Origin of the sequence: Achromobacter sp. UBA4530 (assembly GCF_002388205.1) — a bacterium.
Classification (GTDB): Bacteria; Pseudomonadota; Gammaproteobacteria; order Burkholderiales; family Burkholderiaceae_B; genus Achromobacter; species Achromobacter animicus.
The window spans coordinates 464,464-479,135 of the sequence record NZ_DGMA01000007.1 but is presented as its reverse complement, the minus strand read 5'-3'; the positions used below and the strand labels follow the sequence as shown (position 1 = coordinate 479,135).

The 14,672-nt window shown below is 66.9% G+C and carries 15 protein-coding genes; 8 read left to right on the top strand and 7 right to left on the bottom strand.

Annotated elements, in window-relative coordinates; all coding sequences use genetic code 11:
- The first annotated feature begins 63 nt into the window (after positions 1-63).
- Both B2W22_RS06500 and B2W22_RS06495 read left to right on the top strand, forming a co-directional pair.
- Positions 64-570, top strand: a complete 507-nt coding sequence (locus tag B2W22_RS06500; protein ID WP_286936689.1) for a DUF523 domain-containing protein — start codon at positions 64-66, stop codon at positions 568-570.
- Positions 557-877 (top strand): hypothetical protein, encoded by a 321-nt coding sequence (locus B2W22_RS06495; RefSeq protein ID WP_254594278.1) that lies wholly within the window; start codon positions 557-559, stop codon positions 875-877. Before B2W22_RS06500 ends, B2W22_RS06495 begins: the two co-directional genes overlap by 14 nt.
- Positions 878-958: 81 nt before the next feature.
- On the opposite strand, the gene B2W22_RS06490 is transcribed toward B2W22_RS06495, so the two are convergent.
- Positions 959-1,552 carry a hypothetical protein gene (locus B2W22_RS06490; protein WP_175185427.1) on the bottom strand — a complete coding sequence of 198 codons (594 nt, stop codon included), beginning with the start codon at positions 1,550-1,552 and terminating at the stop codon, positions 959-961.
- A gap of 225 nt (positions 1,553-1,777) precedes the next feature.
- On the opposite strand from B2W22_RS06490, the gene B2W22_RS06485 reads away from it, so the two are divergent.
- Together B2W22_RS06485 and B2W22_RS06480 are read left to right on the top strand one after the other, a co-directional pair.
- Positions 1,778-2,392, top strand: a complete 615-nt coding sequence (locus tag B2W22_RS06485) for a TetR/AcrR family transcriptional regulator (protein WP_286936687.1) — start codon at positions 1,778-1,780, stop codon at positions 2,390-2,392.
- 124 nt (positions 2,393-2,516) lie between these two features.
- Entirely contained in the window at positions 2,517-2,825 is a 309-nt protein-coding gene (locus tag B2W22_RS06480) for a hypothetical protein (protein WP_286936685.1), read from the top strand.
- Positions 2,826-2,839: 14 nt separating this feature from the next.
- Here B2W22_RS06480 and B2W22_RS06475 read toward each other — a convergent pair whose 3' ends face one another.
- Positions 2,840-3,814, bottom strand: coding sequence for a Bug family tripartite tricarboxylate transporter substrate binding protein (locus B2W22_RS06475; protein ID WP_286936684.1), 975 nt, complete (start codon positions 3,812-3,814; stop codon positions 2,840-2,842).
- Positions 3,815-4,189: 375 nt separating this feature from the next.
- Here B2W22_RS06475 and B2W22_RS06470 point away from each other — a divergent pair, with 375 nt between their 5' ends.
- Complete coding sequence (locus tag B2W22_RS06470; protein WP_286936683.1) at positions 4,190-6,655, top strand: mechanosensitive ion channel domain-containing protein; 2,466 nt, start codon at positions 4,190-4,192, stop codon at positions 6,653-6,655.
- Positions 6,656-6,745: 90 nt separating this feature from the next.
- Here the strand turns inward: B2W22_RS06470 and B2W22_RS06465 are convergent, their stop codons facing one another.
- The gene (locus tag B2W22_RS06465; protein WP_286936681.1) at positions 6,746-7,450 is read right to left on the bottom strand and encodes a hypothetical protein; all 705 of its coding nucleotides are present in this window, start codon (positions 7,448-7,450) and stop codon (positions 6,746-6,748) included.
- A 117-nt stretch (positions 7,451-7,567) separates the two neighbouring features.
- On the opposite strand from B2W22_RS06465, the gene B2W22_RS06460 reads away from it, so the two are divergent.
- The 3 genes from B2W22_RS06460 to B2W22_RS06450 all read left to right on the top strand — a co-directional run bounded on the left by B2W22_RS06460 (position 7,568) and on the right by B2W22_RS06450 (position 10,413).
- Positions 7,568-8,317 (top strand): hypothetical protein, encoded by a 750-nt coding sequence (locus tag B2W22_RS06460; RefSeq protein WP_254594277.1) that lies wholly within the window; start codon positions 7,568-7,570, stop codon positions 8,315-8,317.
- Positions 8,318-8,458: 141 nt separating this feature from the next.
- The gene (locus B2W22_RS06455; protein ID WP_286936680.1) at positions 8,459-9,415 is read left to right on the top strand and encodes an alpha/beta fold hydrolase; all 957 of its coding nucleotides are present in this window, start codon (positions 8,459-8,461) and stop codon (positions 9,413-9,415) included.
- A gap of 83 nt (positions 9,416-9,498) precedes the next feature.
- Entirely contained in the window at positions 9,499-10,413 is a 915-nt protein-coding gene (locus B2W22_RS06450) for an MBL fold metallo-hydrolase (RefSeq protein WP_286936678.1), read from the top strand.
- Here B2W22_RS06450 and B2W22_RS06445 read toward each other — a convergent pair.
- From B2W22_RS06445 to B2W22_RS06430, 4 genes are read right to left on the bottom strand one after another with little or no spacing between them, the layout of a single operon-like run.
- The gene (locus B2W22_RS06445; protein ID WP_286936677.1) at positions 10,397-11,797 is read right to left on the bottom strand and encodes a M20 family metallopeptidase; all 1,401 of its coding nucleotides are present in this window, start codon (positions 11,795-11,797) and stop codon (positions 10,397-10,399) included. The two genes, B2W22_RS06450 and B2W22_RS06445, sit on opposite strands and share 17 nt — an antisense overlap.
- Positions 11,794-12,774: an ABC transporter ATP-binding protein gene (locus B2W22_RS06440; RefSeq protein ID WP_105238663.1), complete on the bottom strand. Its 981-nt coding sequence runs from the start codon at positions 12,772-12,774 to the stop codon at positions 11,794-11,796. The genes B2W22_RS06445 and B2W22_RS06440 overlap by 4 nt, the downstream gene beginning before the upstream one ends.
- Positions 12,771-13,760 (bottom strand): ABC transporter ATP-binding protein, encoded by a 990-nt coding sequence (locus tag B2W22_RS06435; protein ID WP_286936675.1) that lies wholly within the window; start codon positions 13,758-13,760, stop codon positions 12,771-12,773. The genes B2W22_RS06440 and B2W22_RS06435 overlap by 4 nt, the downstream gene beginning before the upstream one ends.
- Before the next feature lie 2 nt (positions 13,761-13,762).
- Entirely contained in the window at positions 13,763-14,671 is a 909-nt protein-coding gene (locus tag B2W22_RS06430) for an ABC transporter permease (protein WP_175121810.1), read from the bottom strand.
- Position 14,672: the final 1 nt, after the last annotated feature.

Below are 14,672 nucleotides of genomic sequence, written 5' to 3'. Positions count from 1 at the left end.
CGGCTCGTGTCACCCGCCTGGCCGCGCCGCCCGCGGCCGCTCATCCACCGATTTCACCTGCCCATGCATCGTGTTCTGATCAGTTCCTGCCTCCTGGGCAACCCCGTGCGTTACGACGGACGCGGCGTGCCCCATGGCGATGCCATCCTGGCGCGCTGGCGGGAAGAAGGCCGTGTCGTGGCCGTCTGTCCCGAGGTGGCGGGCGGCATGCCGATCCCGCGGCCCCCGGCGGAGATCGACCCGGGCGAAAACGCCGCTTCGGTGTTGGCGGGCCGTGCCCGTGTCGTGGCGGTGACGGGCGACGACGTGACGGCGCCTTTCGTGCGCGGCGCGCACGAGGCGCTGGCGGCAGCGCAAGCGCGAGGTATTCGTATGGCCGTCCTGAAAGAGGGCAGTCCGTCCTGCGGCAGCAGTTACGTCTACGACGGCCATTTCGCGGGCCGCCGTCAGCCCGGCATGGGCGTGACCGCGCAATTGCTGCGCGGCGCGGGGGTGCACGTCTTCAGCGAGCATCAATGGGCTGAAGCGGCGGCATTCCTGGCCGAACTGGAGGCGGATGATGCTCGCTGAGGTTGGCGGCTGGATGGTGTTGGCCGGGGTGGCCGGATGCGGTTACCTGGCCTGGAAGGGGGCCGTTCGCACCCATCGCAGTGTGGTGTTTGCCCGCGTGGCCGCCCTGATAAGCCTGGCCCTGTCCGCCGTCTGCTTCTACGCCTGGTACGCGCAGTACCTGCGGTGGGAATTCAACGAGTTGGGCCGCTACTACGATCCTATTGAACAGGTCGTCTATACGGACTCAGGTTTTGTCTGGGTGCTGCCGGCCGGTCTGCTCCTGGCCGTCGGCGTGATGTTTGCCTGGCGCGGCTGGCGCCGCTGAAGCGCGGCGGCCGGCGCGCCGGCATGCTGCACGTGCGCGCCGTCGCGTCAGGCCAGCCGGATACACCCGCGATCACGCCTGTCAGTTGGCGCGATATCCGCGGCTGGTCATGCAGGAATCCAGCGCGCGGTTATACGAATCCACCATGATTTGGGTGGTCCACTGCGTGATGGTGGCAGGATCGTAACCGCTCTGGTTCATGGCCCAACGCTGGCAGTCGGTAGTGGCGTTCGCCTGGGCGACATTGACGGGGGGCGCGGACTCGTACTGTACGGGCGCGTACTGGGGCACAGGTGTGGAATAGGCAACGGGCGGCGCTTCGTAAACCGGGGCGGTGTAGACCGGCGCGGCTTCATAGACCGTCGTGCCGTACACGGGCGCGGCGTACAGCGGCGGGCTCGTGTAGCCCACCCCCGATGAGTAAACCCCGGTCTGCACATAGGACGGCCCCGAATTGGCCGCCAGCAGCAGTCCGACCGTCGCCAGTGCAAAGGCGCCGCCGATCCACCAGCCGCTGGAACTGCTTCCACCGCCGCCGTGATAGTGGTGATAGCCGCCGCCATAACCCCCTCCATGGCCGCCCCAATTTCCGCCACGCCCGCCAGCCACTGCCGGCGCACCAGCAACCGCCAGCGCCAACGCCGCAATGGCCACCCGGCCTGTAAACCGCTTCATGATCTTGCTCCTGAGCCATCCGGCGGCGGCACTGTGCCAGCCGCCGGACGATAGACGTACTTTACTGCTGGGGCGCGCGGATTAGGTGTCTCAAGCGATACGGGGATTTCAACTGATTTCAGTACTGTGACAAGACGCTAAGGAAGAACCGCCGCCTGGAGTGGAGTGTGGCAATGTGCGCTTGTTGCAGTGGCGGAAAGCGAGGATAGGTAGTATTTTTCCGCGATGAGCATGGCACTACCCACTTCGGCATCGCAGGACAGGCGCCTCACCAAGGGCGAACGCACCCGGCTACAACTCCTGGCCGTCGCCGCGGCCGAATTCGCCGAACGGGGATTCCAGCACACCCGCGTCAGCGACATCGTTGCCCGCGCCGGCGTGACCCAGCCCGTGTTCTATCAATACTTCACCAGCAAGCAAGCGGCCTACGACGAGCTGGTGGGGCTATTCGCGCAGCGGCTGCGCCGGGCGATCAGCGAGGCCCGCCTGCCGGGCCACCTGCAGGGCGAAGCGCTGGTCAACCGCATCCGGCAGGGTATCGGGACGTTGCTTGCCATCCTGCAGGAAGACCCAAATCTCACGCGCATCGGCTTCTTCCAGGCCGACGCGGCCGAGGCGCTGAAAGACGAGCTGGTGATCCTGATCGCCGAGAACGTCCGGTCGGAGCAGCAGGCGGGACTATTCCGCCCGGAGATTTCGCCCGAGTGGTTCGGTCAGTCGCTCATTGCCATCATCGAACGTTTCGCCCGGCTGATGCCCGACGCGGCCAGGCAGCAGGCGGTGGCGGAGTTCATTACGGATTTATTGCTCGACGGGATGCGTCGGCGACCCGAAGCTTGAAACGTCCTTTGCATCATCCGCCTGGGCGCCAACCGGGCGTGTGAGGACGACGGCCCCCTGCAGTGGGATGCATCATGTGATCGCTTAGGCGTCACAAAATGTGGCTACGCTTCCTGCAGTGTCCGTGGGATGGTTGTTTTTGCCCAAGAATCAGTATCAGACCCCCAGCTGTCCCCACTGGGGCCTGCGCTATTCGGCCAATAGCGAATTGGGCATCGAATTCAAGATCCGCAAGATTTCGTTCTTCTATTTCCCGGCCTATCGGGATCTGGACGAACAGGCACGTTTTGAAGCCCGCTGTTCCATGACCAATGTCGTGGAACAGATCGTGTACACCCTTGAACCGGTAAAGCCTTGCCCCGTGCGACCCGAAACCGGACCGGTGGCTTCGGGTGCTGATCCGCATCAACACCTGATCGACACCTTGGCTTAACGAAGAATCAGGGTCTACTCCACCCGCGCCCCGGAAGCGCTCACCACCTTTCCTGCCGCTTCAAAATCCGCCTTCAGCAGCGTCTGAAACTGTGCCGCGGATTTGGCTTCAGCTTCGACGCCCAGCGAAGCCAATCGCGCTTGCACCTTCGGATCGGCCAGCACCTTGTTGACCGCGGCATTGATCTGGTCACGGTCCGCGGCTGCGATGCCCGCCGGGGCGAGCAAACCGAGCCACGAATCGAAGGCGTAGCCGGGCAGGCCGCTTTCGGCAACGGTGGGAAGATCCGGCGCGAAGCGTGAACGGGTCTTGCCGGTGTAGGCCAGGAACGTGACGCGCGGGTCGTTGCGATAGGCGGTCACGCCGATGGTGGCGGCGGTGACGGCCTGGACGCGGCCGGCGAGCAGTTCGGTCACGGCGTCGCCGGTGGACTTCATGGGGATGTGCTGCATCTGCGCGCCGGCGGCGGTCAGGAACGACGCCATCCCCAGGTGCGAGGCGCTGCCGTTGCCGGCCGACGCGTAATCGTAAGCGCCGGGTTTGGCTTTGACGGCCTGGATGAATTCCGCGGTGTTCTTGGCGTTCAGCGAGGCGGACGCAAGGATGATGTAGCCGGTGTTGCCGATGTAGGCGACACCCGTGAAGTCCTTGTAGGGGTCGTAGCTGAGGTTCTTATACAGATACCCGGCGATGTTGTGGCTGGCTGCGGCAAGCACCAGGGTGTTGCCATCGGGCTTGGCGCGGGCGACCTGGGCGGTGCCCACGGTGCCGCCGGCGCCGGCGCGGTTTTCGATCACGATGGAGGCATCCAACGCGCGGCCCAGTTCGTCGCCGATCGCGCGGGCGATGGTGTCCTGGACTGCGCCGGTGCCGTAGGGCACGACGATGCGGATGACGCGTTGGTCGGCCTGCACGGCGCCCATGCCGGTGACGGCCAGAGCAAGGGCGAGCAGGGTGTTGCGGCGTGCAGCTTGGAATCGGATGGTCATGAAGCGGACTCGTGGTTGGGCGCGCGCCTGTCGGAATGCGGCGCGGGCATGGCGGCGTTGGACTCTAAACACTCAAGCCGTCCGGACCAACGAATTAATCGCCGCTTGTTTATTGCTTCCAGCGATAAGAGCAGGCCGCCGCTAAAGGGGACAGAGCAGGGGCTTTATCATGTGCCCTTTGCCCAAGCCGGGTCTCCCGCAGTCGCCGGCTTCTCTTTTTACCTATGGCGTCCATGCCCTGATCGCACAGGAGATTTATTAGTGGTTCGATCCGCAACGACAGCATCCCGATCCCTTCCCTCCCGCCACCATGCCGCCGTCTCCTGGCGGCGCAGACGGGAAAGGCCCTGGCTGGCGGCCTGGCTGCTGGCGGCGATGTTGAGTTGTTTATCGATCCTCTGGCACGCTCCGGCCACCGCCGCATTCCCGCTGCTGACCCCGGCCGCGGCGGCCGAACCGCCGGCTGAGCCGGCCCCCGCGGCTTCGGCGTTGACGCCCGCCGCGCTGGCCGATCTGCTGGACAACCCCCAAGCGCGCCAAGCCCTGATCGACCAGCTGCGCGCGCAGGCGGCCAGTGACAAACCGGCCGCCGCTGGCGCAGCGCCAGCCAAGACCGCGACGGCGAAACAGACGCCCGCCACCCCCGCCGAGCCGACGTTCCAGGAGCGCATGGCCAATGGCGTTCAGCAGTTCCTGACCGGGGTCGCGGCCGACATGGGGCAGGGCGTTGACGACATGCGCGCGCTGGCCTCGGGCCAGAATTTGCGCATGGACAGCGGCACGGCGCGCAGCGCGTTGCTGCCGCTGGCGCTGGCTGCCGCGGCCACCATCATCGCCTTCATCCTGCTGCGCATGATCGCCATGCGCATCTATACGCGGATCGACCGCTGGGTGGCCGAGCACGGTTGCGAAACCGGATCGGCCCCCGTCCGGGGCAAGCCGGCGTCCATGAAGGTGCTGACCCGCCGCGCGGGCGCGATCGTGGGTGCGCTGGCGATCGACGTCGCCGTCGTCTTGCTGGCCGCCATGGCAGGCGGCGCGGCGGCGCTGTGGAGCACGCCGGGGCGCGGCACGCTGGATGGACTGGCCTCGCTGTTCCTGCAGGCCTTCGTGGCGGTGGAGATTGTGAAGGTGCTGATCCGCACGGTGTTCGCGGTGCGCCATCCGCATCTGCGCCTTTTGCCGATGTCGGACGAACTGGCGAAGTACTGGAACGCGTGGCTGGTGCGTATCGTGGCCGCGGCCGGTTACGGCACGCTGGTGGTCGGACCCGTGATGGCGGCAGCGCTGTCGCCGGCGCTGGGCCGGCTGACTACGATGCTCATCATGCTGGCGGTGTACATCTACGCCGTGCGCGTCATCTGGCATAACCGGCAAGCCGTCCGCGAACGGCTGGACCGCCGGGCCGCGGGCGCGGCCACATTCATGGGATCCCGGCTGCGGCTGCTGTCGCGCATCTGGCACGTGCTGGGCATCCTCTATTTCACGATCCTGCTTGTGGTCAGCCAGGTCGACCCGACCGATGCGCTGCCGTTCATGGCGCGCGCCACGGCGCAGACGCTGCTGGTCATCGGCGTGGGCAGCCTGCTGATCCTGCTGCTGAACGCGGTGCTGGCCAAGCCGATCCGCCTGTCGGATGACCTGCGGCGGCGCTTGCCGCTGCTGGAGGCACGCGTCAACGCGTACGTGCCGGCTGCGCTGAAGGTGGTTGGCTGGATCATCCGCATCATCATCGTGCTGCTGATCCTGGACGCGTGGCAGGCCTTTGACCTGTCGCGCTGGCTGGCGTCGGACGCGGGCGCCGCCGCGATCAAGGTGGTGCTGAACATCGTGATCGTCCTGATGATCGCCATGTTGGCCTGGACGGTGATCGCCAGCATCATCGAGCATCGCCTGAGCCAAAGCGAAGAGCGGGGCATGCCCAGCGCGCGCGAACGCACGCTGCTGGCGCTGTTCCGCAACGCCGCGCTGATCGTCATCGTAACGATGACGCTGATGGTGCTGCTGTCGCAGATCGGCATCGACGTCGGCCCGCTGATCGCGGGTGCTGGTGTGGTCGGTCTGGCCATCGGTTTTGGTGCGCAAAAGCTGGTGCAGGACATCATCACCGGCGTCTTCATCCAGCTTGAGAACGGGATGAACGAAAACGATGTGGTGCAGGTGGCCGGCGTGTTCGGCACGGTCGAGAAGATGACCATCCGCTCGGTCGGCATCCGCACGCTGGACGGCGGCTACCATCTGGTGCCGTTCTCGTCGGTGGACGTGGTGGCCAACCACATGCGCGATTTCTCGTATCACCTGGGCGAATACACGATTGCCCACCGCGAAAGCGTGGACGACGCCATCGAGCATCTGCGTGCGGCGTTTGCCGAGCTGATGACCGATTCGGTGCTTGGACCGGAGATCCTGGAAGACATGACGGTGGCGGGCGTCACGGCGGTCAACGACAAGGGCGTGACCATCCGCATCCTCATCAAGACCACGCCGGGCATGCAGTGGGCGGTGCAGCGCGGCTACAACCGCCTGCTCAAGAAGCACTTCGACGCCGCGGGCATCGAGCTGCCGTACCCGCACACGGTGGTCTACTTCGGTCAGGACAAGCGCGGCTACGCGCCTGCGGCCAATGTGCACGTGCAGGCCGAGCGCGCGGACGAGGGCGACAGCGCGCGCGCCGCGGGCCATACGCGCCGCCGTTTGAAGCCGGAAGCCAGCAACGAGGATTCGGCCGAGGTGCTGGGCAATGAGCTGGAGGCTCGGGCCGAGGCCGAGGCGGAGGCCGAAGTACAGGCTGAAACGCAGGCCAACGCCGCTGCGGCCAGGACGGAGCCCGGCCGCAGCTGAACGCCTCGGGACTAGTGACGCTGGGCGCCGCCCGTGTGGCGGCTGCCTGCGCGCCCGCAATGGAGGGCACGCAGGAATGGCCTGAAAGGCTTAGCGCCCGGTCTGCACGCCTGCGGCGTTCAGGCGTTCCGTTACGGCCGCATAGCCAGCGCGCGTCATGTCGGTCTTGCGGATCGCCTGGTCGCAGGCCTTGCGGTCGTCGGGGCAGCCGGCCTTGGCCGGCATGTCGCCGGCGACGACGAAGTAGTCGATCACGAACTTGGCCACGTACTTCTTCGCGGGCTTGCCTTGCAGGAATTCGGCGATGTCGGCGCGAAAATCCGCAACGGTCTTCTCGGCGACGGGCGTCCAGTTCTGGCACTGCGAGAACGTGGCGACGCCATCGGCAAAAGCCAGCTTGGCGCAGGTCAACATCAGGTCGTTGGCGGGCTGCGCGCCTGCCGGCAGCGTGGCGCGGACGGTGGCCCCGCGGGTGCCGGCGAACGTCACGACGCCGGCCTTCGCCGCTGCCGCATCGATCGTCGCCTTGAACACGAAGGAATCTTCGATCACGGCCGGCGCCTTGTCCGTCGGACCCTTGGCGTACATGTCCGAGATATCCGCGGGGTCCACACGCGATATGTCCATCATCCGGCCCAGCAGGCGCCAGTCGGCCCGGAGCAAGGCATCATGTTCTTCGCGTATGCCGTACTCGAGCACCGCCCGTTCGATCTCGGTGGGCGTGTACGCGGCGTGCGCCAGCGTGGGCAGCAGGGTGGTGGCAAGGGCAGCAAATGCGAGGGGAAGCGACTTCATGAAGACTCGGTAGAAAGAAAAGGTCCGCAAGGGTAACCGAGATACGCGACAGGGGATCGGGTGAATAGGCTGCGTGCGGTATAAACGAGCACCATCATTTCTGAGCAAGGGAGTCTCGTGTCCAGCAAACCCGGAGCAGGTCGTTTCATCGCCGCGACAGTGGGCGTCATCAGGCAGCACGGCCGCGCCATGCTGGCCGCCGCGCCGTGGTCACTGGCCGTGTTCATGCTGACGTTGCCGTTTGCGCTGATGACGTCCCGGCTGTACGGGCTTGTGGATTGGCTGATCCTCGCGCTGGCGCTCGTCTGCCTGATCGCCCTCGCGCGCACCACCTACGCCTGGCATCGGGTCATCCTGCTTGGCGAGACCGCGCATGCGGCCGCGCCGCGTGGCGGCAACCCGGAAGCCCGGCATCTGGTGCTGCTGGGCGGACTGGTGGTTGGCGTCATGGCGCTTGCGCGCGCCACCGGCGATCTGCCGTATGTGCTGTACATGCTGATGGGCGGCGCCAACGAACCGCTGTTCTACGGCGTGCTGATCGCGTTGCTGGTGGTGGTGTGGGTGCCCGTGCTGTACGGGCTGGCCGTGTACGGCGTAAGCCTGCCACGCGTCGCGGTCACCGGCGAATATGGCTTTGGCGCGGTGCGCGCCGCGATGCGTTATCCACGCTGGCCGTTGATGCTGGGGTTCCTGGTGTTGCTGGTCCTGGCCGCGCATGCCACCAACGATCTGCTCCCGCTGATGTATGACTACGTGGGCGTGCAGGCGCTGCAGGGCGTGTTGGGCGCAGTGGCGTGCGTCGCCATGACCTTCGTGCTGACGGCGATGATCGCCGTGGCGTATCGGGATTCGGCGCTGCCCGAATAGCGCCTGTCTCGCGCACGCCGGCAACCTCCCGCCGGCATTGGTGCGCATCGCACAACATCGTGCTTCCCGCGCCGTGTCTACCGCGCTCGCGGGCGCAGTCCTACGATGCCCTCACTGTCTCTTCCGACCTTGAGGATCCCCATGAACGACTCGTATAACGCCGCCCGGCGCACGCTGCTTGCCGGCAGCGCGCTCCTGGCTGGCAGCGCCTTTGCCATCGGCGCACAAGCAGCCCCGCAGCGCAATTCCCAACCCCAACGGAGCACTCCCATGAACAGCAACACCTTCGTCACCAAAGACGGCACGACGCTGTACTACAAGGACTGGGGCGCCGGCCCGGTCGTTACGTTCTCGCACGGCTGGCCGCTGAACGCGGATGCGTGGGACGGACAACTGCACTTCCTGGCGCGCAACGGCTTTCGCGTGATTGCGCATGACCGCCGCGGCCATGGGCATTCGTCGCAGCCTTCGAACGGCAACGACATGGACACCTACGCCGACGATCTGGCGCAGTTGATCGAGGCGCTGGACGTCAAGAGCATCGCGATGGTGGGCCACTCCACCGGCGGCGGCGAAGTGGCGCGCTATATCGGCCGGCACGGCACGAAGCGCGTGTCGCGCGCTGTGCTGATCGGCGCGGTGCCGCCGGTGATGCTGAAGTCGGCCGCCAATCCGGAAGGCCTGCCACTGTCGGTATTCGACGGCATCCGCGACGGCGTGGCGGGCGATCGCTCGCAGTTCTACAAGGATCTGGCCGTGCCGTTCTACGGCGCCAATCGCCCGGGTTCAAAGGTGTCGCAGGGCCAGCTGGACCAGTTCTGGCTCTGGAGCATGCAGAGCGGCCAGAAGAACGCCTACGAGTGCGTCAAGGCGTTCTCGGAAACGGATTTCACCGAAGACCTGAAGAAGATCGACGTGCCCACGTTGTTCATGCACGGCGAAGACGACCAGATCGTGCCGATCCACGACTCGGCCAAGAAGGCCGTGCGTCTGGTGAAGAACGCGCAGGCGATCTTTTACCCCGGCGCCCCGCACGGCCTGACGGCCACCCTGCAGGACCGCATCAACGCTGACCTGCTGGCTTTCCTGCGCGGCTGACGCACGCGCCGCCCCGCAACGACCCGGCGCGAGGGCGCCGGTTTCCGGCCGGCCCAACCGGCCGCCTTCAAGGAGATTCCGCCATGTTTTCCGCAGACACTTTGGACCCCATCACCCACCAGGCCAACGATCTGGTGCCTTCCCGCTACGCCGTGCAGGTGGGCGATATCGACGCGCTGGTCGTCAGCGACGGCGTGTTGCCGCTGCCCACGTCGACGATGGCCACCAATGCCGATCCGGCCGATCTGGCCAACTGGCTCGATCACATGTTCATGCCGCCGGACGCCTTCGACTGGCCGCTGAACGTGATGGTCGCGCGCAGCGGTGACCAGACCATCCTTATCGACGCGGGGCTGGGCGGCCAGTTCTCGGGCTTTCCGCGCGCGGGCCAGTTCCCGCAGCGGCTGCAATCTGCGGGCATTCCGCTGGAGTCCGTGACGGACGTCATCATCACGCACATGCACATGGACCACGTAGGCGGCCTGCTGGTCCCCGGCGTGAAGGAGCGTCTGCGCAAAGATGTGCGCATCCACGTCAATGCGACTGAAGTCGCGTTCTGGACCTCGCCGGATTTTTCGCAGACGGTCATGCCCAAGCCGGTGCCCGCCGTGCTGCGCTCGACGGCGACCAGCTTTTATGAAACGTACCGCGATCAGATCCGCGTCTTCGAGGACCGCCACGAAGTGGCGCCGGGCGTCATCGTGCGCCATACCGGGGGCCACACGCCCGGCCACTGTGTCGTCGACCTGATCTCCGGTGGCGAGCGCCTGACGTTTGCGGGCGATGCCGTGTTTCCGGTGGCCTTCGACCATCCCGAATGGCACAACGGCTTTGAACACGACCCCGAGGAATCGGCCCGCGTGCGCTTCGCGCTGTTCAACGAACTGGCCGAAAACAAGGGTCTGCTCGTGGCGGCGCACCTGCCGTTCCCCTCGGTGGGACGCGTCGCCGTGGAAGGCAACGCGTTCCGTTGGGTGCCGGTCATCTGGGACTTCTGATCTCCGGCGTGCCGCCCGCGCCCAGGTCCCAGTACAGACCGGTCATCAACCCAAGCGCCTGCCGCAGCAGCTCCGGCGGCAGGTGCTCGTTGGGCGCGTGCTGCGAGCAGCCGGGGTACGAGTGCGGCACCCAGATCGTACGCAGGCCCAGCACGTCGGTGAAGATGTCGTTGGGCAGCGAGCCGCCCAGGTTGGGCAGCAGCGCGGTCTTCTGCCCCGAGGTGCGTTCCAGCGAGTCCACAGCCCAGCGCACCCAGGCGTCGTCCGGGTCGATGCGGGTCGCGCGGAACATGGATTCGCGGGTCAGCGAGATCTGCACCATCGGAAAGCCATGGCTGTCCAGATGGCGGCGCAGGGCCGGAATCAGGTCGTCCGGGTCGACGCCCACCACGAAGCGCAACTGGCAGCGCGCCCAGGCGCGCGGCGGGATCGCGTTGACGGGGGTGTCGGGGTTGCCGGTCTTGTAGGCCAGCACCTCGAACGAACACCAGCCGAACACGCGTTCGGCGGGCGACAGACCGGGCTCGCCCCAATCCGGTTCGATCTCGGGGCCGTCCGTGCCGCCGTCGACCTGGCAGTCGGCCAGCGCGCGCCGCACGGCCGGCGGCAGTTCCTTCGGCACCCATTCCGGGATGCGGATCTGACCAACGGGCGAGGCGATGCTGGCGATCGCGTGGGCCAGCTGCAGGCCGGGATTGGAGATCAGTCCGCCCCAGTTGCCCGAATGATGTCCGCCGGCGCGAGCCTCGATCGTGAGGTCGAAATTCAGACTGCCGCGCGCGCCCAGGAAGATGGTGGGACGGTTGGCGCTCAGGCGCGGGCCGTCCGAGGCGATCAGCAGGTCGGCGGCCAGCAGGTCGCGGTGCTCGGTGCACAGTTCGCGCAGCCCCATCGAGCCGGTTTCCTCGCCCATCTCGATCAGGTACTTGGCGTTGAAGCCGAGCTTGCCGCGCGTCTCCAGCACCAGCCGCAGCGCCTCCATGTTGATGGTGTGCTGGCCCTTGTTGTCGGCAATGCCGCGGCCGTACCAGCGGCCTTCGGCCTCGGTCAGCAACCACGGCGACAGGCCTTCCTTCCATTCCCTTTCCAGACCACGAATCACATCGCCGTGCCCGTAGCCCAGTACCGTGGGCAGGGCCGGGTCCTCGATGCGTTCGGCGTACAGGAACGGCGCCAGCGCCTTCGGATGCGTCAGGGTGCGGCAGGTGAATCCCAGGGCCTCGAACGCCGGACGGATCTCGTCCTGCAGATAGTCCGCCAGCACGGCGGCGCGTTCGGGGTTCTGGCTTTCCGTGGGCAGCGCCAGGCGGCGCGCCAACAGCGTGCGGAAGGCGCCGGAATCAAAGCAGTGTTCCGCCTGGGCGATGGCGTGTGCGCGGGTCATGGCTGGGTGGCTCCATTGGAAGTCGAGGGGACGGGCGGATAGAGGTGACAGGCGACCAGCGCGCCTTCCCGCACGGTCAATGCGGGCCGTTCGGTCTTGCATTGCGCCATCGCGTGCTGGCACCGCGGATGGAAAGGGCAGCCGGACGGCGGGTGCAGCGGGTCGGGGAACGACAGGCCCAGCCCCATGTCGGGGATGCCCAGTCCGGGTTCGGGCGTCAGCACCGACGCCAGCAGCGCCTGCGTGTAGGGATGGCGCGGGTCGTGGAACAGGCGGGCGGTGGGCGCGGATTCCACCACGCGGCCCAGGTACATCACGGCCACGTGGGTGGCGATGTGTTCGACCACCGCCAGGTTGTGGCTGATGAACACATACGTCAGGTTGAAGTCGCGGCGCAGGTCCATCAGCAGGTTCATGATCTGGGCCTGCACCGACACGTCCAGCGCGGAGGTGGGTTCGTCGCAGATGACGAGCTCGGGCTGCATGACCAGCGCGCGCGCAATGGCCACGCGCTGGCGCTGGCCGCCGGACAGCTGGCCGGGCGTGTTGTGCGCCAGCCGCGGCGGCAGGCCGACGCGCTCCAGCATGTCGATCGCCTTGTGCATCTTGGGGTTTGGAATGCCGTGCACCTCCAGCGGCAGCGACACGATGGATGCGATCGAGCGGCGCGGATTCAGCGACGAGTACGGGTCCTGGAAGATGGGCTGCACGCGGCGGGCGAGGGCGCGCCGGTCCATCTGCCGGATGTCCTGCCCGTCAAGGCGGATGGCGCCTTCGGTCGGCGGCGTCAGCCCCAGCAGCATGCGTGCCAGCGTGGACTTGCCGCAGCCGGACTCGCCCACGATGCCCAGCACCGCGCCACGGTCGACGGCCAGGTCCACGCCATTGACCGCGTGCAGCGTGGACCGCGGGCGGAACATCCCGGCGCGCACCGTGAATTGGCGGCTGACGCCATCGGCTTGCAGCAGCGCGCTCATGCCGGAACTCCTTCGGTGCTGAGGATGCAGCGCCATTGCTGGCCAGCGGCCTGGCCGTGGATGGGAACGGCCTGCCGGCATTGCGCCTGCGCGTAGCGGCAGCGGTCGGCGAAGGCGCAGCCCCGCAAGTCGCCCACCAGCGACGGCACGACACCGGGAATGGTGCCCAGCGCTTCGCCCGGCGCCGTGCGGCCGGGCACGGGGATACAGCCCAGCAGTCCTTGCGTGTAGGGGTGATGCGGCGTGGCGAAGATGTCGGCGACGGGGCCTTCCTCGACGATCTGTCCCGCATACATCACGGCCACCTGCCGCGCGATGCGCGCAACCACGCCCAGATCGTGCGTGATCAGCACCATCGCGATGCCCAGTTCGGCCTGCAAGTCGGCCAGCAGCCGCAGGATCTGCGCCTGGATCGTGACGTCCAGCGCGGTGCTGGGCTCGTCGGCGATCAGCAGTTCGGGACCGCACATGAGCGCCATCGCGATCATCACGCGCTGGCGCAGCCCGCCGGACAATTGATGCGGATATTGCCCCAGCCGCTGGCCGGCCGAAGCGATGCCGACCTTTTCCAGCAGTTCCACCGCGCGGTCCCGCGCCTGCTGGCTGCTCGCCTTGCAGTGGTGGATGTAGTGTTCGGTGAGCTGTTCGCCAATGGCGTAGGCGGGGTTGAGCGCCGTCATGGGCTCTTGAAAGATCATCGCCATCTTGCTGCCGCGCAACGCGTTGACGCGCCGCCCGCGGGCTTTTGACAGATCTTCGCCCAGTACCGCCAGCCGGCGCGTGCTGCGCCGGGCGGCCTTGGGCAAGAGACCCATGATGGCCAGCGAGGTCATGGACTTGCCGCAGCCCGATTCCCCCACGAGGCACAGCGTTTCGCCGCGCTTGACCTGGAACGACACGTCGCGCACCGCGTGCAGGGGCCCGCGTGGCGTGGCGATGTCGACGGTCAGTCCCTGGACGTCCAGGACGATATCGGTGCCGTTCATGCTCAGGCCCTCTCTTCAGGCGTCAGGAGTTGATGCAGTCCGTCGCCGGCCAGGTTGATCGCGAAGATCAAGAGCGCCAGCGCCGACCCGGGAATGGCGATCAGCCAGAACGAGAAGAACATGTAGGCCTTGGCCTCGGAGATCATCAAGCCCCACGACGGCAGCGGCGGTTGGACGCCCAGGCCCAGGAAGGACAGCGAGGCTTCCAGCAGGATCGCGCTGGCGGCTTCCAGCGTGGCAATCACGATGAGCTGCGGCACGACGTTGGGCAGGACTTCGCCCCAGACGATGCGCCAGGTGCTGGCGCCGGCGGCCTGCGCGGCGGCCACGTATTCCAGCGAGCGCACCTGCTGCGTGGCGCTGCGCATCACGACGGCGTAGCGGTCCCACTTGAGCAGGCCCAGCACCAGGATCACCACCCACAGCGAGCCGCCGACGATGGCCACGGTGGCCAGCGCCACCAGGATCACCGGCATGGACAGGCGCGTGGTGATGAGGAACGACACGGCCATGTCGACCTTGCCGCCAAAGTAGCCGGCCGCCATGCCCATCGCCGTGCCGATCAGGCCCGAGATGAGCGCGACGCTGATGCCGATCAAGAGCGAGATACGTGCGCCGTAGAACAGGCGCGACATGTAGTCGCGTCCCAGCTGGTCGGTGCCCAGCGGGTGCAGCCAGGTGCCTTTTTCGTACCAGACGGGCGGGGCGGTGCGGTAGGCCAGATCCTGGAAATAGGGATCGTGGGGCGAGATCCACGGCGCCAGCAGCGCGATCAGCACGATGACGAAGAGGATGCCGCCGCCGGCCAGCAGCGCCTTGTTGCGCCGCAGGCGGCGCCAGCGCAGCGTGGACGCGGACAGTTCCAGCGGGGCCGCGGCGGGGGTGGCGGGGGTGAGCGTAGGCGTGTTCATG